Origin of the sequence: Methylomonas sp. Kb3 (assembly GCF_002834115.1) — a bacterium.
Taxonomy (GTDB): domain Bacteria; phylum Pseudomonadota; class Gammaproteobacteria; order Methylococcales; family Methylomonadaceae; genus Methylomonas; species Methylomonas defluvii.
Map to the genome: position 1 here is coordinate 81,428 of NZ_PIZT01000010.1, position 25,345 is coordinate 106,772.

Sequence of the window (25,345 nt, forward strand, 5' to 3'; positions counted from 1 at the left end):
AGTTGGATCTGATTTTATTTTTGCTTGCACCACAAAAACGCAAAACGCTGGATTTTGCAGGCGGTGTGATTTTATATATTATTGATTTATATATAAATTTATGTATGGCATACAGCTTGCTGTATAGAGCTACAACACGTGAGGCGCGATCATAAAAGCGCCTTAACAAAATGGTGACTAGGGTTCCGGTTCGATTTCGAGCGTCAGCGACCGAGAGTTGCCGGCTTCTTTCGGGGAGCTACACGGCGGGATAAAAGCCCGGGAGGTCAGACGGTTTTATAAACCGGTCCGCCTCTACGTGTAGCTTTTCAACCCGACTGGAGCTACTCATGACATCTACTTCCTCCCACTGCCTGTCCCGATTAATTGCGCTTGTCCTTGCTGGGGCATTGTTTTGCTTGTCTAAACCGGCTGCCGCCGAGGTAAAGGTCGGTGTCAGCGATTGGCCCGGCTGGGTGGCCTGGTACGTCGCCGAACACAACGGCTACTTCAAAAAGTACGGCGCCAAGGTCAAACTGGTCTGGTTTGCTAATTACACCGATTCCATCTCGGCCCTGTCCGCCGGCCAACTCGACGCCAACTGCCAGACCTGGTCCGACACCATGGCGCCGCTCAGCAAAAACATACCGGTCAAAGCCATCCTGGTTAACGACAACTCCGACGGCAACGACGCTTTGATGGTCAACCCGGCCATCAAAAGCTTCGCCGATCTGAAAGGCAAAACCATCGCCCTCGAACAATATTCCATTTCCCACTTCGTGCTCGCCACCGCCTTGAGCAAAAACGGCCTGAGTTTCGACGACATCAAAACGGTAAACCTGTCGGCCGGCGACGCGGCCGCGGCGTTTCTGAGCGGTCGGGTCGATGCGACCGTGGTGTGGAATCCCTGGGTCAATAATATCCAGACCAGCGGCAAGGGAGCGGCGCTGTTCACATCCAAAGATATGCCCGGCCTGATTCCCGATTTGCTGGTGGCTAGAGTCAAAGCCATCGAAACCCACCGCGCCGAGCTGGTCGGCATGATCAAGGCTTGGCAGGATACCCAGCGCTTTATCCGCGAGCAGCCCGACCAAGCCGTCACCGTCATGGCTAAAGTGGTCGGCATGAAACCGGACGCCTACAAAGTGTTTCTGCCCGGCACCCGCTTCTTCACATTGGAAGACAACCTGAAAGCCTTGGGACCGGCCAGTGAACCGGCGTCGTTGGCAGCGGTCGGCCCGACCATCGCCGCGTTTTTGAAGGACAACCGCTTGATCGACAGCGTGCCGGATTTGGCGGTCGGCGTCGATGCCTCGTTGGTGGCCGAAGCGCTCGCCGCTCACTAGCTCGGGGTGAAAACGATGACTGGCAATTTAAATCCGCGGCGACCGCTATGGGCGATACGCGGCAGTTTGGAACGGCGCACCCATTGGCTGATTGCCATCAGCGGTTTGCTGTCGGCACTGCTGGCTTGGTGGTGGGCCTCGGCCGGCGGCGCGATAGACCCGGTGTTTTTGCCGACCCCGCCGCTTGTGCTGGACAGCGCCTGGGCATGGCTGCGCGACGGCGATTTGCTCGGCGACGTGGCGATTAGCGTTTACCGGGTCGTGGCCGGGTTTTTATTGTCGGCGGTATTGGCCTTGCCGTTGGGCGTGCTGGTCGGTACCTATGCGCCGGTCAAAGCCCTGTTCGAACCCTTGACCGACTTCATCCGCTACATGCCGGCGGCGGCCTTCATCCCGTTGGTGATGCTGTGGGTGGGCATAGACGAGGGCGCCAAGATCGCGATTATCTTCATCGGTACCTTCTTTCAAATGCTGCTGATGATCGCCGAGGACGTGCGGCGGGTGCCTATGGAGCAAATCGAAGCGGCGCAGACTATGGGCGCCGACCGCGACGAAATCGTGATGCGGGTGATCATGCCCTCGGCCAAACCGGCGATTTTGGATACCTTGCGGGTGACGATGGGCTGGGCCTGGACGTATCTGGTGGTGGCCGAGCTGGTGGCGGCCAACTCCGGTTTGGGTTTTGCGGTGCTGAAGGCGCAACGCTTTTTGCAAACCGACAAAATCTTCGCCGGCATCATTTTGATTGGACTGTTCGGGTTGGCTACCGACCAATGCTTCCGCTGGGCGCATCGCCGCAGCTTCCCTTGGCTGTACCGGAGATAGCGCCGATGACGACTCCCATCATTCAAGTCCGCAACTTGCAAAAACGCTTTGCCGCCAACGGCGCGGACATCGTCGCACTGCAAGATGCCGATCTCGACCTTGCGCCCGGCGAATTCGTCACGCTGGTCGGCGCATCCGGCTGCGGCAAATCGACCTTGCTGCGCATCGTTGGCGGCCTGGAGCCGGCCAGCGGCGGCAGCGTTAGTGTCGATGGCGCGGCAATCGCCGGCCCCGGCATCGACCGGGCCATGGTGTTCCAGCATTACAGCTTGTATCCCTGGCTGAGCGTGACCGACAACATCAAGTTCTGCCGGCAATTGAAAGTGCACCGCGACGTATCGACGCTGAGCGATGTCGAGTCCGCCGAAGGCCGGGCCGACGCCCTGATCCGTTTGATGGGCCTGAGTCACGTCGCCGACGCCTATCCGAATCAACTGTCCGGCGGCATGCAGCAGCGGGTGGCGATTGCCAGGGCCTTGATGGCGCGGCCGCGCATCCTGCTGATGGACGAGCCGTTCGGCGCGCTGGACGCCCAAACCCGCGAGGTCATGCACGATCTGATCCTGCACGTTTCCATCCTGGAAAAAACCACGGTGCTGTTCGTCACCCACGACGTGGAAGAAGCGATTTATCTGGCGCACCGGGTGGTGCTGATGGCGCCGCGGCCGGGACGCATCGCCGCGATCCACACCGTGCCCTTGCCGGACCACCGCGACCAGGACATGAAGCAGACCCCGGACTTCATTGCCTTAAAAAAACAAATTTTGGCCGGCATCCGCGACACGTCCGGCATGCAGACCGACTATGAACTGCTCGAGCGCCTGGGTCAGGTTCCGGCGCCGTAAACCTATTTGGAGACCAACATGACTTTAGCTGCAATCGATCCCGCAGACCTGCTTTGGAGCGAGACCTTGCCGGGCGGTGCTCATACCTCGTTCCGGATGCGGCGCGGCAACCGCCTGCGCCTGACCGACAGCGAAGGCGGCGCCAACTTGTCGGCTTTGTTCGTCAATGACGACGAACGCACCGAACGCTACAACATGGCGGACACGTTAAAAGCGCAACACACGTTTCATCTGACTGAAGGCTTTGTCTGCTATTCCGACATGGGCCGGGTGTTGTGCTCGCTTACCGCCGACACGCTGGGTTGGCACGACACCGTATGCGGCGTGTCCGACGCTGCGCAAGTACTGGCCCAATACGGTCAGGCCAGTTACCAAAGCCATAGAAACGCGATGTACCGCAACGGCCGCGACAGTTTGTTGATCGAACTGGAGAAATGGGGGCTGGGCAAGCGCGACCTGGTCGCCAACGTCAATTTCTTCAGCAAGATCGCGGCCGACGCGGACGGCAATCTGCAATTTCAAGCCGGCCATTCCGTCCCCGGCAGTCAGGTCGAATTGCGCTTCGAAATGAATACGCTGGTGGTGCTGAGCAGTTGCCCGCATCCATTGGACCCCAATCCGGATTACCAGCCCAAGCCGGTGTTATTAGAAGCCTATCGCGGCGCCTTGCCGGACCAAGAAGACAAATGCCGCAATTTCCGCTCGGAAAACGGCCGCGGCTTTAGCAATACCGAACGCTATTTTCTGTAATCACCGATCTAACGAGGACGTAACCATGCCCATCGTCGAGAGCACGCTCGATCCGAGCAACGCCATTTACGATTACACCTTGCCGGCCGGCGAACCCTGGCTGCATACCATCAAACAAGGTCAGACCTTCCGTATTCTAGACCTGGAAGGCAACCAGGCCGTCGATACTCTGTTTTACAGCGCGGCCGACCATGAAGAACGCTACAGCGCCAGCGACACGATACGCCACCAGGGCAATCTGTACCTGAGCGCCGGCACTCAACTGATGTCCGGCGAGGGTAACGTTCTATTGACTATCGTCGCCGACACCTGCGGTCGCCACGATACGCTGGGCGGCGCCTGCGCCGCCGAAAGCAACACGGTGCGCTATGCGCTGGATAAAAAGCACATGCACAGCTGCCGCGACAGCTTTCTATTGGCCGTCGGTCACGCCGACTGCGGCCTGGCCAAGCGCGACATCGCCAGCAATATCAATTTTTTCATGAACGTGCCGGTCACGGCCGACGGCCAATTGACCTTTGCCGACGGCATTTCCGCGCCGGGCAAGTACGTGGAAATGCGGGCCGAGATGGACGTGATCGCGCTGATTTCCAACTGCCCGCAATTGAATAATCCGTGTAACGCCTATAACCCGACGCCGGTGCGCCTGCTGATCTGGGATTGACCCGTAATCCGCGCCGGGACGGCCCGGCGTTGGTAAAGCAAAGCGGGACGGCCCGCCAGAAGAGGATTCATGTTTAACAAGGTATTGATCGCCAACCGCGGCGAAATCGCCTGCCGCATCATTCGGACCTTAAAGGAATTGGGTGTAGCCAGCGTCGCGGTGTATTCCGAAGCCGACGCTCATGCCCGCCACGTCCAGGAAGCCGACGAAGCGGTCTGCGTCGGCGGCGCGGCGGCGGCCGACAGCTATTTGCGCGGCGAGCGGATTTTGGCAGCGGCATTGAGCACCGGCGCCCAGGCCATCCATCCAGGTTACGGCTTCTTGAGCGAGAATGCCGAATTTGCAGAGCAATGCGCGGCGGCCGGCATCGTTTTCATCGGCCCGACCCCGGAACAGTTGCGCCGCTTCGGTTTGAAACATACCGCCCGCGAAATCGCCCAAGCTTGCGGGGTGCCGTTACTGCCCGGCACCGGCCTGTTGGCGGACATAGAGCAGGCTTTGCGGGCGGCCGCCGCTATCGGCTACCCATTAATGCTGAAAAGCACAGCCGGTGGCGGCGGTATCGGCATGCGCCTGTGCCGCAACGACGCCGAACTGCAAGAGGCCTTTGCCGTGGTGCAGCGCTTGAGTGCGGCCAATTTCAAGGACAGCGGCCTGTATCTGGAGAAGTTCATCGAACGCGCCCGCCATATCGAGGTGCAGATTTTCGGCGACGGCGCGGGCCGGGTGATTCATTTGGGCGAGCGCGATTGTTCGGTGCAGCGCCGCAACCAGAAGGTGATCGAGGAAACCCCGGCGCCGGGCCTCAGCGACGCGACCCGAGCGGCACTTTACCGGCATGCCTTGGCACTGGGCGAAGCGGTGGCTTACCGTTCGGCCGGCACCGTCGAATTCGTTTACGACCAGGACAGCGGCGAGTTTTATTTCCTGGAGGTCAACACCCGACTGCAAGTCGAACACGGCGTGACCGAGCAAGTCACCGGCACCGACTTGGTGGCCTGGATGCTGCGGCTGGCGGCCGGCGACAGCACGTTCCTGGATCAGTACCGGCACGCGCCGCGTGGTTGGGCTATGCAGGTCAGGGTTTATGCCGAAGACCCGAATAAGAACTTCCAGCCCTCGGCCGGCTTGTTGACCGATTGCCGTTTTCCGGCCGGCGTCCGGGTCGATCATTGGCTGGAGAACGGCCTGGACGTTACGCCTTATTACGACCCTTTGCTGGCCAAGGTCATCGTCCACGCCGCCGACCGCGAACAGGCGCTGGCGCAAATGGACGAGGCCTTGGCCGACACTCGCTTGGCCGGCATCGAAACCAATCTGGCCTATTTGCGGCAGATCGTCGCCGACGGCGTGTTCCGTAGCGGTCGCCAGATTACCGCTTATTTGGCCGGACTGACTTATCGGCCGCGCACCCTGGACGTGCTGGAAGCCGGCACGCAAAGCATGATCCAGGATTATCCGGGCCGCTTAGGTTATTGGGACGTCGGCGTGCCGCCGTCCGGGCCGATGGATATGCTGGCCTTTCGCTTGGCGAACCGGATTTTGGGCAACCCGGAACACGCGGCTGGCCTGGAAATGGCCATCAACGGCCCCAGCCTGCGCTTCAATTTTGCTACCCGCATCGTCTTAACCGGCGCGGCGATGCAAGCCGAATTGAACGGCCAGGCCGTAACCTATTGGCAGGCGATTGCGGTTGCGGCCGGCGACGTATTGAAACTGGGCGCTATCGCCGGCCAGGGTTGCCGTGCTTATCTGGCGATCCAAGGCGGCTTCGACGTGCCGGAATATCTGGGTAGCCGCGCCACATTTACCTTGGGCCAGTTCGGCGGCCACGGCGGCCGGGTGCTGCGGGTCGGCGACGTGTTGCCGATTGCGGTGGAAACCGCCATGACCGAGGAAGTCGTGCCGAATTCGGCCGCGCTACCGGTTTATTCCGAGCACTGGCACATCGGCGTGCTGTACGGCCCGCACGGCGCGCCGGATTTCTTTACCGACGAAGACATCGCCGAATTTTTCGCGACCGACTGGGAGGTGCATTACAACTCTAACCGCACCGGCATCCGTCTGATCGGCCCGAAACCGCGCTGGGCCCGTAGCGACGGCGGCGAAGCCGGTTTGCATCCGTCCAACATTCATGACAACGCCTACGCCATCGGCGCGGTGGATTTTACCGGCGACATGCCGGTGATACTCGGTCCGGACGGTCCGAGTCTGGGCGGCTTCGTCTGCCCTGCCACCGTGGTCGCGGCCGAACTGTGGAAACTGGGCCAATTAAAGCCCGGCAATACAGTGCGATTTATCCGCCTGACCCGCGAACAGGCGGCGAAGCTGGATGCCGAGCTCGAACGGGTCCTAGCCCATCCTGCCGCTGCGGCCTTGCCCCAATTGCCGGCGGAAACGGTTACCCTGGAAAGCTGCATCCTCGCTCAACTGCCGGCCAATATCGAGCAGGTTGCAGTGACCTATCGCCAGGCCGGCGACCGCAACTTGTTGGTCGAATACGGGCCGCTGGTACTGGACATCAATTTGCGTTTTCGGGTGCATGCCTTGATGACCTGGCTGCAACAGCGCGGCATACCCGGCATCGTCGACCTGACGCCCGGCATCCGTTCCTTGCAGGTGCATTACGACCGCCGCCTGCCGCTGGACGAACTGATGCGGATCTTGGCGCAGGCCGAAGCCGAACTGCCGGCCATAGAGGACATGGAAGTGCCGACCCGCGTCGTCCATCTGCCGCTGTCCTGGGACGACCCGTCCACCCAATTGGCCATCGAAAAATACATGCAGTCGGTGCGCAAGGATGCGCCGTGGTGCCCGAGCAATATCGAATTTATCCGCCGCATCAACGGCCTGGACAGCATAGAGCAGGTCAAGGACATTCTGTTCAACGCCAGTTATCTGGTGATGGGCTTGGGCGACGTTTACCTCGGTGCGCCGGTGGCGACGCCCATCGATCCGCGCCACCGCTTGGTGACGACCAAATACAATCCGGCCCGGACCTGGACCCCGGAGAACGCGGTCGGTATCGGCGGCGCTTATATGTGCGTCTACGGCATGGAAGGTCCGGGCGGCTACCAGTTCGTCGGCCGCACCGTGCCGATGTGGAACCGCTACGGCAAACCGCCGATTTTCGCGACGGTAAGCCTTGGCTGCTGCGCTTTTTCGATCAGATTCGCTTCTATCCTGTATCCGCCGAGGAATTGCTGCGCTACCGGCAAGATGTAATCAGCGGCAAGGCCAAACTGGATATCCGCGAGGAAACCTTCAGCCTGCGCCAATACAACGACTTTCTGCGCCAAAACGCCGATGAGATCGCCGCCTGCAAACAGCGCCAGCAAGCGGCCTTCGACGCCGAACGTGAACGCTGGGCGCAAGCCGGGCAAGTTTACGCGGATGACCAGGCCGTCGCGGCGGCGGCTATCGACACCGAACTGGATTTGCCGGCCGGTGCCAGGGCCGTAGCCAGCCACATCGCCGGCAATGTCTGGCAGGTTTTGGTCCAGGCCGGCGCTAGCGTCAAGCAAGGCGATACCTTGGTGGTGGTCGAGTCGATGAAAATGGAATTTCCGGTAACGGCACCGGCAGACGGCACGGTCTGGAAAGTATTTTGCAATGAAGGCGCTCAAATCAGTGCCGGCCAGGATTTGCTGGTGCTGCAAGCCGGGGAGGACGCATGAAGACCTGGAGCGAATTGCCGGAAGTACTCAGCATCGCCAGCCTTAGCCAGGCTTACCGGGACGGCGCACTGACGCCGACGACCTTGGTGGACATGCTCTGGCAACGCCTGGAATCCGCGCCGGCGCGCGGCGTCTGGATCAGCCGTTTGCCGCTGGCGCAGATGCAGGCTTACGCCGCGGCGCTATCGGACCAGTCGCCGGACGACTTGCCCTTGTACGGCATCCCCTTTGCGATCAAGGACAATATCGATTTGGCCGATCTACCCACCACAGCAGCTTGTCCGGCTTACGCCTACCAGCCGCAGCAATCGGCTTTCGTGGTGCGGCAATTGATCGCCGCCGGAGCGATTCCGGTCGGCAAGACCAATCTGGACCAGTTCGCGACCGGTTTGGTTGGCACCCGCTCGCCTTATGGTGTGTGCCGCAACAGCTTCGATCCGGCTTACATCGCCGGCGGCTCCAGCTCGGGTTCGGCGGTCGCGGTGGCGACCGGTCTGGCCAGCTTTGCGTTGGGTACCGACACCGCCGGCTCCGGCCGGGTGCCGGCCGCGTTCAATAACCTGGTCGGCGTCAAGCCGACGCGGGGCTTGTTAAGCACATCCGGCGTAGTGCCGGCCTGCCGCAGCCTGGATTGCCTGTCGATCTTCTCGTTGACCGCCGCCGACGCCGAGCGGGTGATGCGGATTGCCAACGTTTACGACGCAGAAGATGCCTATAACCGTCCCGATCAGCCCTTGCCCGTGCCGCCGGGCTTTGCTAGCAGTTTACGTATTGGCGTGCCGAAGCCGGAGCAATTGCAATTCTTCGGCGACGATGCGGCGGAAGCCTTGTTTGCCGAGGCCATCGCGCAATTGCAGGTACAGGGCGGCAGCATCGTCGAAGTGGACATCCAGCCTTTGCTGGACGCCGCCGGTTTGCTCTACGCCGGGCCGTGGCTGGCCGAGCGTTATTTGGTGGCCGGTGAACTGTTGCAGACCAACCCCGAAGCCTTATTTCCGGTGACGCTAGGCATTCTTGCCAAAGGCGCGGACTTGTCGGCCGCCGACGCCTGGCGCGCGTTTTACCGCTTGCAGGAATTGAAGCGGCAAAGCGATGCGCTCTGGCGACAGGTTGATGTACTGCTCACACCGACCACCGGCACCCTCTACCCGATTGCCGCCGTCGAAGCCGAACCGCTCGAACTGAACAGCCGGCTGGGCTATTACACCAATTTCATGAATCTGCTCGACCTCAGCGCCATTGCGTTGCCGGCGGGTTTTCGCGGCAATGGCCTGCCGTTCGGCATCACCTTGTGCGCGCCGGCCTTTGCCGACCGGGCTTTGCTGGCCTTGGCGAAACGGCGCGAGCAATCGGCGCCGCATACATTGGGTGTCTCCCAAATCTTAAGCGCCGAATTTCCGGAAGCGGACAGCGACGATTCGTCCGGCTTCGTCCGGGTCGCGGTGTGCGGCGCGCATCTGTCCGGTCTGCCGCTGAATCATCTGTTGACTGGCCGCGGCGGTATTTTGCTGCAACGGACTCACACGGCGCCGATTTACCGGCTGTACGCATTGCCGGACGGCAAGCGGCCGGGCATGGTGCGCGACGAAACCGGCGCGGCGATTGCCGTTGAGGTGTGGGCTTTGCCGATTGGACGCTACGGCGAATTCGTCGCCGAAATCCCGCCACCCTTGGGCATCGGCAGCGTGCAGTTGCAGGACGGCACTAGCGTGCAGGGCTTCGTCTGCGAAACGGCCGCCGTGCGTGAGGCGCTGGACATTACCGATTACGGCGGCTGGCGCGCCTATCTTGCGCGCCCCGACTAAACCGCCGGTTTTAGCCGTTTAAATTTTCATAACCCCAACCATTTAAGCCGGATTTTCCGGCTGGCGGGAACGCTTGCGCCCGAAAAACTTCGACGATTCATTTTCCGACAGGAGAACACCATGCCACACTCATCTTTCCGAACCCGCGAATGGCTGTATGCCGCACCGTTACTGTTGGCGATGTCGCCGTTGCCGGCCGAGGAACGCGCCGGTTTATTGAACGGCTTGTCGCTGATTAACGACTTACCCTGGATGAAAGCCGCCGGCTTGCGCGTCCACAGTTGGGCCGATGCCGGTATCGTTTACAACGCCAACGACCCCGGCGACGGCTACAACGGCCCCGTGGTGTTTGCCGACCGGGCCAACGAATTCAATCTGCACCAACTGGGCGGCGAATTAATCCGCGACGTCAATACCAGCGGCGACCATTGGGATGTCGGCGGCAAGCTGACCTTGATGTACGGCAGCGACGCCCGCTTCAATACCATCAACCCTTACGGCGGCGGCCATTGGGATAACCGTTTGATCGGTTCCGACGAGCGTTTTTACAAACTGGCGATCCCGAATGCGTACCTGGATATTTTTACGCCGATAGGCAAGGGCCTGACCACGCGCATCGGCCGGTTTTACACGATCATGGGGTACGAGACCGGTTTGTCGCCGGATAATTTTTTCTACACCCATCCTTATACCTTTCAATACGGCGAGCCGTTTACCCATTTCGGCATGACCACCACCTATCCGGTCCATCAAAATCTAAGTGTGACACTGGGGGCGGTGACCGGCGGCCACACCAAGCTAAACGGTGTACTGGACGGCAACGGCGCTTGGGACGGGTTCGATAAAAACATGGAAAACTGGAATTTTCTGGGCGGTGCGACCTGGACCAGCGACGATGCGGCGACCTCGTTCACCGCGACGCTGATTACCGGCGACGTCAACAGCGACAACAATCTGCGCGAATTTCAGCGCCAGACCGGTATTAATAAACGCGACAACCGCACGTTTTACAGCCTGGTATTCCAGCATAACTTCGCCGAGCGCTGGCATTACGTGCTGCAGCACGACCACGGCATCGAACAACAGCACCCGTTGAATAATTTCGCCGACGCCGAATGGTACGGCATTCATTCGCAATTGAAATACGACCTGTCCGATACCGTGGGCGTGGGCCTGCGCGGCGAATGGTTTAGGGATGACGACGGCGTTCGGGTGGGCCAAATGTGCCCCAGTTGCGCGGTGCTGGCGACCGGGCCGGCCAATTATTATGCGGCGACGCTAGGGGTAAACTGGAAGCCGGCGAAATGGTTGATGCTGCGGCCGGAAGCGCGCTACGACTGGTCGGAAGGCGTCGATGCTTACGACGAACGGAACAAGGACAGCCAGTTTATTTTTGGTGCCGACGTGGTGGTTACTTTTTAGGGGCTGTTGCCGTTTTTCAAACAACAGCTAAGCAAACGATGCCGCGACGGTTGTTTACGGACGAATACCGGAATAAATTCAAAGCCATCCTGTTATTAACCCGGCCCTTAAATACCGTTCGCCCTGGGCTTAGGCGAGCTCAGTCCGAACGGAATGCCCGAGATAAATAGGGCCGGTCAATAGTTTGGCAAAGGCTTGTCGGCTGTTTTTCGGGGTCTCAAACGGCAATAAACGATAGCCCCCAGCGCGCCCAGGGCATGACCGTAGTAATCGATCTTAAATTGCAGTTGCCCGTTTGCCTTCGATTCCATGCTGTGTCCGACGGACAGCCACACCAAAAATACGCTACAGATCAGTACCGCATACAGCCATTCTTTGGTGCTCAGACCTTCCTGGTCGGTGAAGTAAGCGGCAGCCAGACCGAATACGCCGCCGGAAATACCGCAGATCGCTATCGGCTCCGAGTAGAACAGGATTGAGGGGATAGAGGACAGGCTGGCTACCAGCAACACCATTAAAAATCGGCCAGAGCCGGCTTGTCGTTCGTAAGCCGCAGCGATGCCCAAGCCGGCTACATTGGTCAGGACATGTGGAAAGTTAATGTGGATAAATAAATGTGTAATGGCTTGCAGCGGCCATAAAATCGCCGCTGCCGAAATATTGTTTAATGCCAATAAACGATAAAGCTGTTCATCAACCTCATTAAAACCAAAGTCGCTGGTCACTAGAAAAATACTCAAAAACCACAAACCGGAAAACAACGCCGCCTTAATTTGCTTAAAATTTTCCAAGAAAGTGAGCGGGGCATCTTTCAGGCAGCTCGGTGACGGTCTGTAAAACAACAGCAGCGCGGTATAGCTTGCCGTTACGAAAAGAAACAATATCATTTGACGACGGCAATATTGCGTTCGATATGTTTTTGCGTGGCTTCGTCAAGCTTGGCTACTTTTTCCAAGCCTTTCAGCTGCGCTTTTATGTAGATATTTCGGCCGTTTTTAAGTGTAAATTTCATCGGTCTTTGCAGCATACCCTTGCCGATTTTGACGGTGGCAATTTCATTGAAGGCAAAAAAGTCGTCGCTGGCAAATTTCCCCAATAAGTTTAAGCGGTGAAAATGGATGCCTTTTTGAGTAACGGCAATGAAATATTGCTTCATGCTGAATACAGCCAGGGGGCCGATGATAAAAAACAACCAAAGCTTGAAAGGTTGCTGGGCGATGAAAAATCCGACTAGAGAATCGCCCGGCATTAAATTTTTCAGAATATGCGCCTTCGCCGCTTCTTTGTTCATTAAGATTCCTTGTGGTCAATGACTTAAATATTTGCGTGCATTCGACTGATGCCCGCCTTGGCCGGTTCTTAAAAGCTTAACGGCTAAACCGAACTGCCGATAAATGTAGTTCAAGCAAGAAGGGTGTCAACGGAAGGACGGGTGTTTGGCGCAGGACGCGCCCCGCTTCGCCAGTTCAGCCCGAAGCGAGTACCCGTGTTAAATAAGGCCGGGTTGATAATTAATCCACCAGCGGCAAAATCAAATAGTCGGTCCATTTGCGGTCGCCATCAGCTTCATCTTCAGTGGGAACCAAGGTTTCATTCCAGCCGCCGCCCAGCGCTTTGACCAATAACACGGAGGCCGACAAACGCTGCCCGAGCAATTGCACAGCGGTTTGTTGATTGGATAGCGCCGCGGTTTGCGCCGTTATCACGTTGATGTAGCTAACTGTGCCGGCTTGATATTGATTGTTGGTCAAGGCCAAGGCCTGTTTCGCAGCGGCGACGGCTTTGTCTTGCACTTGGGTTTCTTCATCCAGGATACGCAGCGCGGCCAGGTTATCTTCCACCTCTTGAAAGCCGGTCAGCACGGTTTGCCGATAGGCGGCGACGCTGGCATCGTAGGCGTCTATCGCCTGTTTATACTGGGCATTTTTGGCACCGCCGTCGAACAAGGTCAAGGCCAAGCCGGCCGGCCCCAAGGACCAATAGCGGCGGGCCATCGTGAACAAGGTGTCGGCAGTCGGCGACTGAAAACCGTTAGTCGAGGCCAGATTCAAAGTAGGGTAGTAAGCGGCTTTGGCGACACCGATTTGGGCGTTGGCGGCGGCGATTTTACGTTCGGCGGCGGCAATGTCCGGACGGCGTTCCAGCAATTCAGAGGGCAGGCTGACCGGAAAGCCCGGCGGTTGTGCGGTTAAAGGTGCCGGCGCCAGCGACAACTCGGCAGGGGTTTTGCCTATCAGCACCGCGATGGCATGTTCCAGCTTGGCGCGCTGCACGCCCAGGTCGATGGACTGAGCGCGCACGGTTTCCAATTGCGTTTCCGCTTGCACCACATCGGCCTTGGCCACCACGCCCACGGCATAGCGGTTTTTGGTGATTTCCAGGGTTTTCGCAAACGCCGTTACCGTTTCGTCTAATAAGGCTTTCTGGGCGTCCAGGGTTTTCATTTGAAAGTAACTGTCCGCCAACGCCGATTGGCTGGACAGAATCAACGCATGCAAGGTCGCGGCACTGGCCTGTGCATTGCTGGTATTGGCTTCCACCTGGCGGCGCACACTGCCCCATAAATCAGGTTCCCAGGCCACGCCGACCGCCTGGCCGAACAGGTTGCGCACGCCACCCACCGCGACGTTCTGGCCGGTGGCGGCGCGGAAGCGGTTGAAGGTGCCGGTCAATGTCGCCACCGGCAGCAAGGACGATTGCACCGATTGCACCAGATGCTGGGCTTGCCGATATTGGGCTTCGGCCTGGATGATGGACTGGTTGGCGGCGGCAACTTGTTCTTCCAGTTCGTTCAGTTTGGGGTCGTTAAAAATTTCCCACCATTTGCCGGGCAAGCCGGTATCGCGCGGCTGGGCCTGCTTCCAGCCTTTCACTTCTTTAAATTCCTCGGAGATATTGGCTTGCGGACGCACATAATCCGGGCCTACCGTACAGGCAGCCAACGGCAAGGTCAGTAAGGAAGCAAGCAACGGTGGGTTTATTCTTAAACGCATGACTATCGGTTTAGATGGAATGTGGCGCTGGGCTAGCGGCGCGGTTGGAAAAGCGGCCGTGCATCCACAGCCGGAACCGGTCGAGGTACAAATAAACGACCGGCGTTGTATACAAAGTCAAAAGCTGGCTGAAAATCAGGCCTCCCACGATGGAAATACCAAGTGGTTGGCGCAATTCCGCGCCGTAACCGCTGCCCAAAGCCAGCGGCAAAGCGCCGAACAGTGCGGCCAGCGTGGTCATCAGGATGGGTCTGAAGCGCAGCATGCAGGCTTGAAAGATCGCTTCGCGCGAATCCAAACCGCGCTCGCGCTCAGCCAGCAGTGCAAAGTCTATCATCATGATCGCATTTTTCTTGACGATGCCGATCAGCAGAATCACGCCGATCAGCGCAATGATGCTGAACTCCTTTTCGCAAGCCATCAAGGCCAGCAAGGCGCCGACGCCGGCCGAGGGCAGGGTGGATAGTATCGTCAACGGATGTATCAGGCTTTCGTATAACACGCCCAGCACGATGTAAATGCTGATCAACGCGGCCAAAACCAGCCAGGGCTGGCTGCGCAAGGCTTCCTGAAACGCCTTACCCGAGCCTTGAAAGCTGCCGGTGATGGCGGCCGGCAAGCCGATGTCGCGCAAGGCCTGGTTGATAGCGGCATCGGCAGTGGACATCGATATGCCGGGCTTTAAATTAAACGATAATTCGGTCACCGCAAACTGGCCTTGGTGATGAACCGACAACGGTGCGTTGCTGGGTGCAAAGCCGGCCAGCGCCGACAGAGGTACTTGCTTGGGCTGTGCTTGCGTACCGTCGGTGCCGGTTCGACCCGGCGCGCTGATATACAGTTGTTTCAGGCTGTCCGGCGATTGCCAGTACTGCGGCGCCAGTTCCATCACCACCCGGTATTGATTCAACGGATTGTAAATCACCGACACCTGACGTTGCCCGAAGGCACTGTTCAGGCTGTTGTCGATCAAGGCCTGACTGACGCCGTAACGCGCGGCCAGATCGCGGTTGACGGTCAGGCCGATTTGTTCGCCCTTGTCCTGTTGACTGGTGCTGACGTCGCTCAATTCCGGCAACCGAGCCAGCGCGGCTTGTACCTTGGGTGTCCACGCTCGCAATAAATCAAGGTCGTCGGCCTGCAGGGTGTAATCCAGCATGCCGAACGACATGCGTCCGCCTATGCGCAGTTCCTGGGCCGGAAACATATGCAAACTGGCGCCGGGAACCCGGCCTGCGGCCTTGCGCAAGCGCTCCATTACCACCTCGACGCCGTCGCGTTGTTCGTGCGGAATCAAGGTGATGAAAATCCGCGCGCTGTTACTGCTTTGCGAACTGCCGGCAAAACCGGCGACATTGGCGACCGCCGGATCTTTTTGCAAAATCTCGGAGATTTGCGCAAATTGCTTTTGCAGGGTTTGGAACGAGGTGTTCTGATCGGTTTGAATTTCGCCCAACAAGCGGCCGCCGTCTTGGGTCGGGAAAAAACCTTTGTCGATGGCGCCATATAAGTAAATGTTGAAAGCGATGGTTGCCAGCAATAAGCTCAGCATAATGCGGCCGTGGCGCAAGGCCCAGCTCAGGCTGATCCGGTAGATGTTCTGTATCCAATCGAAAGCTGCGCCTATGCCGTGATAGACGGCGCCATGTTCCTTGGATTCCTTACCCAGCCAGCGCGCGCAGAGCATGGGGGTGGTAGTTAGCGAGATCACCAGCGAGACCAGCACCGCTGCCGACAAGGTCACTGCAAACTCCCGAAACAGCCTACCCGGCACGCCGCCCATCAACAAAATTGGCAGGAACACCGCTACCAGCGACACGCTCATCGCCAATACGGTGAAGCCCACTTCTTTGGCTGCCAATAGCGCCGCGCGGAATGGCAGCACGCCTTCTTCGATATGCCGGTTGGTGTTTTCCACCACCACAATTGCATCGTCCACTACAAAACCGGTGGCGATGGTCAAGGCCATCAAGGTTAGGTTGTTGATACTAAAACCGCAGAAATACATCACCGCACAAGACCCCAGTAAGGAAGCAGGCACCGCGACGATGGGCACCGCCGCCGAGCGTGGATTACGCAGAGATACCAGCACCACCAGAATCACCAGTAACACGGCGACGAACAAGCCGTGTTCGACTTCTGTAATCGAGGCACGGATGGATAAGGATCTATCCACCACCACCGAGAGTTCGATATTGCTGGGCAGCGCTGCCCGCAAAGCGGGCATTACCGCCAGCACTTGATCGACGGTCTGAATCACATTCGCCAAGGGTTGTTTGCGGATAATCAACAGCACTGAAGGCTTGCCGTTTTTGGCACCGGTATTGCGCAAATCCTCGACGGAATCGACCGCTTCGCCCAGATCGGCAATCGTCACCGGCGCGCCGTTGCGATACGCAACAATCAACGGCAGATATTCCTCGGCTTTACGGGCCTGGTCGTTGGCTTGAATCTGCCAGCGGGTGTTGGCGCTTTCCAGTACGCCCTTGGGCCGGGTGACGTTGGTTTGGGCGATGGTGTTGCGCACGTCTTCCAGGCCAATGCCGTATTTACTCAGCGCGTTGGGGTTCAGTTCCACACGCACCGCCGGTAATGCCGCGCCGCCGATCTGTACCTGGCCGATGCCGGGGATTTGCGAAATTTTTTGCAGCAAAATCGTCGACGCGGAGTCGTACATCTGGCCGCGCGTAAAACTGTCCGAGGTCAGAGCCAGGATCAGAATCGGCGAATCCGACGGGTTGTCGCGCCGGTAGCTGGGCCGATTGGGCATATTGCTGGGCAACATGCTGGCGGCTGCGTTGATCGCGGCCTGTACGTCGCGGCAGGCGCCGTCGATGTCGCGGTTTAAATCGAATTGCAAGGTAATCTGCGTAGAGCCTTGGGAACTGCTGGAGGTCATTTCCGTAACCCCGGCGATCCGGCCGAGCGCGCGTTCCAGCGGCGTGGCGACCGTCGCGGCCATCGTCTCGGCGCTGGCACCGGGTATCTGCGCCTGTACCGATACGGTGGGAAAGTCCACTTGCGGCAGCGAGGAAATGGGTAGATTTAAAAACGCCAGCACGCCGCATAAGGCAATGGCTATGGTCAATAAGGTAGTGGCGACCGGGCGGCGGATGAATAATTCGGACAGGTTCATGGTTGGCTTGGGTCCTCTGCCGCTTGTTCCACTTGATTCAGCCCCAGACCGGCGTTAACCTGCCGCGCCAACCTGTCCATGGCCAGATAAATTACCGGCGTGGTGTACAGCGTCAACAATTGGCTGAGCAGTAAGCCGCCGACCATCGTGATACCCAGCGGATGGCGCAACTCGGAGCCGACGCCGCTACCCAACATCAACGGTAGCGCACCCAATAGCGCAGCCAAGGTGGTCATCAAAATCGGCCGAAAGCGCAACAAACAAGCCTGAAAAATGGCTTGCTCGGGTGGCAGATGTTGCTTCCGTTCCGCTTCCAGCGCAAAGTCTATCATCATGATCGCGTTCTTCTTGACGATGCCGATCAACAAAATGATGCCGATGATGCCGATGATGCCCAGGTCGCCGCCGGAGACTTGTAGCGCCAACAACGCGCCAACGCCGGCCGAGGGCAGGGTGGACAAGATCGTGATCGGATGGATATAGCTTTCGTACAGCACGCCCAGCACGATATACACCGTGACGATGGCAGCCAGGATTAGCCACAGCGTATTGCCTAGAGAAGCCTTAAAGGCTTGCGCGGCGCCCTGGTATTCGCTGCGGATGGCTAGCGGCAATTCGATCTCGCTTTTAGCGGCATCGACGGCGGCGACCGCATCACCCAGCGCATAACCGGGTGCCAGATTGAAGGACACCGTCGTGACCGGGAACTGGTCCAGATGGCTGATCGCCAATGTGGTCGGCCGCTCCGACAGTTCGGCGATGGCCGACAACGGTACTTGGGTGCCGTTGGTGGATGGTATGCGCAATTCGTTCAAGGCTTGCGGACCGGTCTGCTCGGCCGGATCGACTTCCAATACCACCCGATACTGATTGGCCTGGGTGAAGATGGTCGAGACCAGACGTTGGCCGTAAGCGCTGTATAAGGCGTTGTCCACAGCTGCGGTACTGACACCAAGCCGGCTGGCGGTGGCGCGGTCGATCTTCACAAACACTTGGCGACCTTGGTCCTGCACGTCGCTGACCACGTCGGCAAATTCGGGCCGGCCGTGCAAGGCATCTACCAGCTTGCCGGTCCATCGGTTCAAATCATCGATGTCGGCGCCTTCCAGGGTAAATTGGTATTGGGTGCGGCTGACCCGGTTGTCCATCGTTAAATCCTGCACCGGTTGCAGGTATAACACGCTGCCGGGCGATTCGGCCAAACGGGTTTTCAAGCGGGCGATAATTTCGTTAGCCGATGGGCGTTGATCGTGCGGCTTTAAGTTGATCAAAAACCGGCCGCTATTGGGCGTGGCGTTGACGCCATCGACGCCGATAAATGACGACAGACTTTCCACGGCCGGATCTTCAAGTATCAATTTGGCCAGCTTTTGCTGTTGCTCGGCCATGGCCGGAAACGACACGTTTTGCGGCGCTTCGGAAAAGCCTTGAATGATGCCGGTATCCTGGCTGGGGAAAAAGCCTTTCGGTATCCAGATATACATCGCCGCGGTCAATGCCACAGTCACAAAAAACACCAGCAAGGTCGCCGTTTGCCGTTGCATCACCCAACTCAGGCTGCGGCCGTAGGTCTTGATCAAGCGGCCGAACCAGTCGTCGCCGATTTCGTCTTCGCTATGGTTGCCGGCGCCGGGGCGCAGCAGTTTGGCGCACATCATCGGCGTCAGGGTCAATGACACCACCGCCGAAATCAAGATCGCTACCGCCAGCGTAATCGCAAATTCTCGGAATAAACGGCCCACCACATCCGACATGAACAGCAGTGGAATCAATACCGCCACCAGCGAAAAAGTCAGCGAAATAATGGTAAAGCCAATCTGCGCCGAACCTTTCAATGCGGCTTGCAACGGCGCTTCGCCGCGCTCGATATAGCGGGAAATGTTTTCGATGACCACGATGGCATCGTCCACCACAAAGCCGGTGGCGATGGTCAGTGCCATCAGGGTTAAATTGTTGATGCTGAAATCGGCCAGATACATCGCCGCAAAGGTGCCTACTAAAGACAGCGGCACCGCAACGCCGGGAATGATGGTGGCCGGGATATTGCGCAGAAACAGGAAGATCACCATCACTACCAGCGCCACGGCCAGTAATAGTTCGAATTGCACGTCGTGTACCGAGGCGCGAATCGTTACGGTGCGGTCGGTTAATGGCGTGACCTCTATGCCGGGCGGCAGCGAGGCTTGCAGTTTGGGCAGCAGTTCCTGAATGCTATCCACCACCTCGATCACATTGGCGCCGGGCTGGCGCTGGATGTTGACGATAACGGCCGCATTGTCGTTGGCCCAGGCGGCCAGACGCACGTTCTCGGCACCATCGACCACTTCGGCGACGTCCGCCAATTTGACCGGCGCGGCATTTTTGTAAGCCACCACCAACTCGCGGTATTCGGCCGGTGAGCGCAATTGATCGTTGCTGTCTATCGTCGCGGCGCGGCTTGGGCCGTTGATCGAGCCTTTGGGTTGGTTGACGTTGGCGGCGGCAATCGCGCTGCGCAGGTCTTCCAGGCTGATGCCGTAAGCGGCCAGCGCTTTGTGGTTGGCCTGGATGCGTACCGCCGGCCGTTGGCCGCCGCTGATGCTGACCATGCCGACGCCGGGCAATTGGGCAATTTTTTGCGCCAGCCGGGTATCGACCAAATCTTCTACCTTAAATAGGGGCAGAGATTGGGCGCTGACCGCCAGCGTCATGATGGGGGTATCGGCCGGATTCACCTTGCTGTAGATGGGTGCTTGAGGCAAATCGTCGGGTAGAAAGTTGGCGGCGGCGTTGATCGCGGCTTGTACGGTTTGCTCGGCAACGTCCAGGTCCAAGTGCAAGTTAAACTGCAAGGTAATCACCGACGCGCCGCCGGAACTGGTGGAGCTCATTTGCGTCAAGCCCGGCATTTGTCCGAATTGGCGTTCCAGCGGCGCGGTAACGATGGAGGTCATCACTTCCGGGCTGGCGCCAGGGTACAGCGTGGTGACCTGGATGGTCGGATAATCGACCTGCGGCAGCGCCGAGACCGGTAATAGCCGATAAGCCAGTATCCCCACCAACAATAAAGCCACCATCAACAAGGAGGTGGCGACTGGCCGCAGAATGAATAGGCGCGAAGGATTGAAGCCGGCCTTGCCCGGATCGCTGAGACTCATGACTTATCCGCGCCGCCGGCGTCTGCCGGATTCGTCATTGGGTTTGGGTTGCAACTCGGGTTTGGCGGCGACTGCTTGGCCGTCTTTCTCGGCCACATCCACCACCGCGCCGTCCTTGACCCGGTCGATGCCAGTGAGGATGAGTTGTTCTCCCGGTGCCAGATTATGTTCGATAGCCACTTTTTCGCCTTCGCTGGGGCCGGGTTCGACGCGCCGCAGGTGGGCAATATTTTCGGCATCGACCACATACACAAACGCACCCTGGGTATCGTGTTGCAAGGCGCTGCTGGGTATCTGTGTAACGCCGTGCAAGGTATCCAGATGCATGCGCACGTTAACAAATTGATTAGCAAACAGGGTTTGCTCCTGATTGTCGAATTGCGCCTTTAGTTTGATGGTGCCGGTGGTCGGGTCGATCTGATTGTCCAGCGCGGTAAGCTTGCCTTCCGCCAGCTTCAGCTTGCCGCCTCGGTCGTAGGCCTCTATTTTAATAGCCTGACCGTCGCGATAGCGCTTTACTACCTCCGGCAATTTATCTTCCGGCAAGGTGAACACCACGCTGATCGGCTGTAATTGGGTGATTACCACCAAACCGTTGGCGTCGTTGGCGCGAACGATATTGCCTTGGTCGATCTGACGCAGGCCGGCCCGGCCGGAAATTGGCGCGGTCAGCTTGGCATAGCTCAATTGCAACTTGGCGCTATCGACCAAGGCCTGATCCATTTCCACGTTACCTTGATATTGTTTGACCTGTGATGCCTGGGTGACGGTTTGCTGGGCGGCGATGGAATCTTGAGCCAGCAAGGTTTCATAACGGGCATGATCCAGTTCGGCGTTTTTTAACAGTGCCTGGTCGCGCAGCAACTGGCCTTGGGCTTGTTGTAACTGCACCTGAAACGGCCGCGGGTCGATTTCTGCCAGCAGATCGCCAGCCTTGACCATTTGCCCTTCGCTGAACGCCACTTTCACCAGTTCGCCGTCCACTCGCGGCTTGACGGTCACGGTACGTAGTGCGGTGACGGTGCCCAGTGCATTCAGATATACCGGAAAATCCCCGCTGCTAGCGGATTGGATGGCGACGACGGCCGGCGAGTCTGGCTGCTCGAAAAAGCGCCGGCCCTTGCCGCCGCGCTCCGCTTTAGCGTCCGGGGCGGCTTCGCTGTGATGAAAATAAACGCCGGTCCCGGCCAGGCTCACGGCTAATATCGCGCCGGTCCACAGCCAGGGCCGGCGCTTGCTCGACGACGGTATGTCGGAAATTTGTTGGTTCATACTTGGATGCGTTTAGGTAAGGTTTGCGAACGGATGGTATGGATGCCGGCCAGCGTAAGTCCTGGGCCTGTTCGGGGACTCACTCGGCCTGTGAGTTAAGGCGTCGACAAGCAATAACACCCGTTGCTTTAAATTCATCTCTGCCGGGAATAAGCGAATTTCCGACGCTGTTTCAGCGATTCAGCGTCGGAGAATTGCGAGCGGTCAGTCATTAGCCGCCGGAATGCAAGATAACTGGAATGGCTAGATTTATTTTGCCACTCTGGTCAGGCCAACCGCCGCTCGCAAATCCGCAAGGGTTACCACACGGGGGCCATGCAATGCAGCTATTTGGCCAACATCCAATTTAAGCTTTTGAATGGTTTCATACAGGTTTAGAGAATAAGGGTTCACCGAGGTGGGGGCTGGGGCGTTGGCGGCTGGCGGCGTGTAAGCATCCGCTTCTATCAATATCTTCTCTTTGGGCAAATACACCGTGACAAAGGCGTCGTTATGGCTGTTGCCAGTCAAGGAATGAATCTCGATGTTACGTTTGCCATCAGAAATTACCTGCTTACCGGCAAAGTTAATGAAGTTTGGGGTTTTTTTGGACTTCTCCAGATTATCGGGGCGAATGCTGTGGGGAACAGACCAAATTTTTTCGTAATAGGCTTGATTGGGCTGATGGGTGACGATCGTGGCCCCTGTATCGACAAAGGTGCGCAAACCGCCGCTGTGATCAAAATGTGCATGGGTGTTAATCACATACTTGATCGGCTTATTGGGGATGGTTTCCTTCAGTTTTTCGATCAGAGCGAGTGAGCGTTCTTCGTTCTGCGGCGCCTCTACCAAGACAATATGGTTAAGTTGTTCGATGGCCACGCTATGGTGCGTACCGCCAGTCAAATAATAAACGCCGTCCGCTAGTTTGTTAGCTGCGACGATAGTGTTCGGCTTCTTGGCTGCTTCGGCAGGTACCGGAATGTCTACTGTCGGGTTGGCTTTTACGGTTGTTACGTTCAAATCCAATACCGGATAGCCGCCTTGCAGACGCACGATGTGACTGGGAAACAACCCACCGTCAAATACCTTGTAGTCGCTGTATTGAGTTTCTACCAAGGTATCGCCAAGTACCGGGTTGTCAATCCAGGTCTTCACATTCGTCAGTTGGTTGTTGGCGTTCAGGGTGCCCTGGTAGCGGTATTTGCCGTCCAAGGTAAAGGACACTTGGGTGTCGTTGCCTTTTTCTTCGATTGTGGCCTGATGGGTCTGCGCCGCCCTTAAGAAGCCTTGTGGCGTGGCCCATATTTCCGCGGCGCGCTCCTCGGTTGCTGTCGGTTGCGATGTGATGGTGGGAGTTGCGCTGCTGGCGCCTGCGGCAGGCGGGGCAACGTTCCAGGCAAACGCGCCGCTGACGTACTGATCAGCCTTCTGCTCGGTCGGTTGCGGGCGATTGCGTCCGGGCTCTATCTCTTGCAAGCGACTAATTTGCACGCGGGCGCTGGCGGTTTCGTAATTGATGTCGGCCGTGTAGTTTTTCAGCGCAAAGGGCGGCCAGGGTAAATCGGGACTCGGCGCTTGTCCGAACTGATACCAGCGACCGGTACCGCTAAATTCAATGCTTTTGACCTGAGTGGCGCCGGTGGCATCGCTGGCTAATTTGAGGCTATTTTGATGTAGCGAACTGCAACCGGCGATGATAAACGCTGTTAAACCAGCCGTTCGGTATAGCAATTTGTGCATGTTAACTCCTGTCGATTTGAAATAGATTCTGCTAAAGCGGGATTCGGCGTCGGTCAAGCTATGTTTTTTCCGGTCAACACACGTTTCGCCCAAAGTTTCTTGATCCATGCCAGTTTCCGATCAGTAGGCTCATAAGCAAGTAAATGACGATCATCGATGAGCTAGTTGATCGTGGTTATTGGACCACAAAGCAAATGTCATGCCGCTAAACTGCAATCCTTAAAATTCATAAGGATCTGCTGGTGGATGCGTTGGGATCGACGGCAGATTGCTGCTGAGCTAGCAATGTTTGTTGCTTAGATGTTTGTGTAGAGGCAGGTCAAGGCTTAGGAGTTTGCTATGCGGGGGTGTTAGCTAAACATGCGAAATTACGGGCTCGGCGGTTTGGGTGGGGATTGCCGTCATTATGCTTATATCTGAAATACACATCGAAATATATCGTTTTTAAAGAGAGCCTGGCGCTGGATAGAATTTCTTCAAGCTTTTCACTTGGGAAACCTTACATGACGTTGACAAAAACCTTTCTGCCATGGTTGGGTGCCGTAATCGCAGTTACTGCCTCATTTCCAGCCAACGCAACCAACGGCTATTTTGCCCACAGCTACGGCGCCAGGAGCAAAGCCTTGGCGGGGGCGAGTACCGCTTTTGCGCAGGATGCGATTATTTCCGCGATTAATCCGGCCGGTCTGGCTTATGTCGGCGATCGCCTGGATTTGGAACTTGAATTATTCAGTCCGCATCGCGAGTACCGAGTTAACGGCGGCGGCATGTTAGCGACCGGGTCGGTTGAAAGCGACAGCGAGTATTTCCCGGTGCCGACCTTGGGTTGGAGTTACAAATTAGACGCAGAGCAAACCCTCGGTGTGGCCATGTATGGCAATGGCGGCATGAACACCGATTACAAGCCACTGGTCAACGGCAATGGCTTGTTTACCGGGGCTAACGGTACTTTCGGCGCCGGCCGCACCGGTATCGATATGGCGCAGGCCTTTATCGTCGGCACCTACGCGCATTCGTTTGCCAAAGGCCGCTACGCATTGGGAATTTCGCCGATTTTTGCGGCGCAGACTTTCAAGGCCAGGGGCTTGGGTACATTCGGTCAGTTCGGTTTTTCCAGTGAGCCGGATCACTTATCGGATCAGGGGCGCGATTATTCGTTTGGCGCCGGCTTCCGGGTAGGTGGGTTGGCCGAGTTAACGCCGGGTTTGCGATTGGGTGCGTCTTATAAAAGCCGCATCTATATGTCCAAGTTCGAACGCTACTCCGGCTTATTTGCCCAGGGCGGTGGCTTTGATATTCCGGACAGCTTTAATGTCGGTTTGTCCTGGGACGTTAGCAAGGCGCTGACCGCCAATTTTGACGTCGAGCATATCCGCTACAGTGAGATTAAATCGGTCGGCAATACCTTTCAGGGCAATTTGCTGGGGCACGCCGACGGCCGAGGTTTTGGCTGGAACGACATGACGATTTATAAAGCCGGGGTGCAGTGGCAGCAAAGCCCGGATTGGATTTGGCGCGGTGGCCTGAGTTATGGGCAACAACCCATCGAAGGCTCCGAGGTGCTGTTTAATATTCTGGCACCCGGCGTCCAGGAATGGCACTTGACCGGCGGCTTAAGTCACGCGCTTAGCAAACAAGACGAACTCAGTTTTGCTTTCATGTATTCCCCGCAGAAAACCATCACCGGCCCAAATCCATTGAGTCCGGGACAATCAATCGATTTGTCGATGAGCCAGTTTTCGCTGCAATTTGGTTGGACGCGGCGGTTTTAA

17 protein-coding genes and 1 riboswitch are annotated in these 25,345 nt (G+C 57.7%); of the genes, 10 read left to right on the plus strand and 7 right to left on the minus strand.

Annotated features, from left to right (window positions below; genetic code table 11):
• Nucleotides 1–166: 166 nt before the first annotated feature.
• Nucleotides 167–267: riboswitch (guanidine-I (ykkC/yxkD leader) on the plus strand.
• Between the two features lie 62 nt (nt 268–329).
• From CWO84_RS07670 to CWO84_RS07705, 9 genes are all read left to right on the plus strand, one after another.
• Nucleotides 330–1,325, plus strand: a complete 996-nt coding sequence (locus CWO84_RS07670; RefSeq protein WP_101052233.1) for an ABC transporter substrate-binding protein — start codon at nt 330–332, stop codon at nt 1,323–1,325.
• A gap of 15 nt (nt 1,326–1,340) precedes the next feature.
• Entirely contained in the window at nt 1,341–2,150 is an 810-nt protein-coding gene (locus CWO84_RS07675) for an ABC transporter permease (protein WP_033156389.1), read from the plus strand.
• Between the two features lie 5 nt (nt 2,151–2,155).
• Nucleotides 2,156–2,995, plus strand: coding sequence for an ABC transporter ATP-binding protein (locus CWO84_RS07680; RefSeq protein WP_101052234.1), 840 nt, complete (start codon nt 2,156–2,158; stop codon nt 2,993–2,995).
• A gap of 18 nt (nt 2,996–3,013) precedes the next feature.
• Nucleotides 3,014–3,745 (plus strand): urea amidolyase associated protein UAAP1, encoded by a 732-nt coding sequence (locus CWO84_RS07685; protein WP_101052235.1) that lies wholly within the window; start codon nt 3,014–3,016, stop codon nt 3,743–3,745.
• A gap of 25 nt (nt 3,746–3,770) precedes the next feature.
• Complete coding sequence (locus CWO84_RS07690; RefSeq protein ID WP_101052236.1) at nt 3,771–4,409, plus strand: urea amidolyase associated protein UAAP2; 639 nt, start codon at nt 3,771–3,773, stop codon at nt 4,407–4,409.
• Between the two features lie 69 nt (nt 4,410–4,478).
• Nucleotides 4,479–7,634: an urea carboxylase gene (gene uca / locus CWO84_RS07695; RefSeq protein ID WP_240617996.1), complete on the plus strand. Its 3,156-nt coding sequence runs from the start codon at nt 4,479–4,481 to the stop codon at nt 7,632–7,634.
• Between the two features lie 269 nt (nt 7,635–7,903).
• Nucleotides 7,904–8,086 carry an acetyl-CoA carboxylase biotin carboxyl carrier protein subunit gene (locus tag CWO84_RS24875; protein ID WP_240618008.1) on the plus strand — a complete coding sequence of 61 codons (183 nt, stop codon included), beginning with the start codon at nt 7,904–7,906 and terminating at the stop codon, nt 8,084–8,086.
• Entirely contained in the window at nt 8,083–9,891 is a 1,809-nt protein-coding gene (gene atzF / locus CWO84_RS07700) for an allophanate hydrolase (RefSeq protein WP_101052237.1), read from the plus strand. Before CWO84_RS24875 ends, atzF begins: the two co-directional genes overlap by 4 nt.
• Before the next feature lie 120 nt (nt 9,892–10,011).
• A complete protein-coding gene (locus CWO84_RS07705; protein ID WP_101052238.1) occupies nt 10,012–11,313 on the plus strand; it encodes a porin in 1,302 nt (433 codons plus the stop codon).
• A gap of 176 nt (nt 11,314–11,489) precedes the next feature.
• Here the strand turns inward: CWO84_RS07705 and CWO84_RS07710 are convergent, their stop codons facing one another.
• The 7 genes from CWO84_RS07710 to CWO84_RS07740 all read right to left on the minus strand — a co-directional run bounded on the left by CWO84_RS07710 (nt 11,490) and on the right by CWO84_RS07740 (nt 23,573).
• A complete protein-coding gene (locus CWO84_RS07710) occupies nt 11,490–12,200 on the minus strand; it encodes a rhomboid family intramembrane serine protease (RefSeq protein ID WP_101052239.1) in 711 nt (236 codons plus the stop codon).
• Nucleotides 12,197–12,604 carry a hypothetical protein gene (locus tag CWO84_RS07715; RefSeq protein ID WP_101052240.1) on the minus strand — a complete coding sequence of 136 codons (408 nt, stop codon included), beginning with the start codon at nt 12,602–12,604 and terminating at the stop codon, nt 12,197–12,199. Before CWO84_RS07715 ends, CWO84_RS07710 begins: the two co-directional genes overlap by 4 nt.
• A gap of 220 nt (nt 12,605–12,824) precedes the next feature.
• Nucleotides 12,825–14,306, minus strand: a complete 1,482-nt coding sequence (locus CWO84_RS07720; RefSeq protein WP_101052241.1) for an efflux transporter outer membrane subunit — start codon at nt 14,304–14,306, stop codon at nt 12,825–12,827.
• Between the two features lie 10 nt (nt 14,307–14,316).
• Nucleotides 14,317–17,442, minus strand: a complete 3,126-nt coding sequence (locus tag CWO84_RS07725; RefSeq protein ID WP_101052242.1) for an efflux RND transporter permease subunit — start codon at nt 17,440–17,442, stop codon at nt 14,317–14,319.
• Nucleotides 17,439–20,579, minus strand: a complete 3,141-nt coding sequence (locus tag CWO84_RS07730; RefSeq protein WP_101052243.1) for an MdtB/MuxB family multidrug efflux RND transporter permease subunit — start codon at nt 20,577–20,579, stop codon at nt 17,439–17,441. The genes CWO84_RS07725 and CWO84_RS07730 overlap by 4 nt, the downstream gene beginning before the upstream one ends.
• Before the next feature lie 3 nt (nt 20,580–20,582).
• A complete protein-coding gene (locus CWO84_RS07735; RefSeq protein WP_101052244.1) occupies nt 20,583–21,851 on the minus strand; it encodes an MdtA/MuxA family multidrug efflux RND transporter periplasmic adaptor subunit in 1,269 nt (422 codons plus the stop codon).
• A gap of 249 nt (nt 21,852–22,100) precedes the next feature.
• Nucleotides 22,101–23,573 (minus strand): MBL fold metallo-hydrolase, encoded by a 1,473-nt coding sequence (locus CWO84_RS07740; protein WP_101052354.1) that lies wholly within the window; start codon nt 23,571–23,573, stop codon nt 22,101–22,103.
• A 503-nt stretch (nt 23,574–24,076) separates the two neighbouring features.
• Here CWO84_RS07740 and CWO84_RS07745 point away from each other — a divergent pair.
• On the plus strand, nt 24,077–25,345 hold the full coding sequence (locus CWO84_RS07745; RefSeq protein WP_101052245.1) for an outer membrane protein transport protein: 1,269 nt from the start codon (nt 24,077–24,079) through the stop codon (nt 25,343–25,345).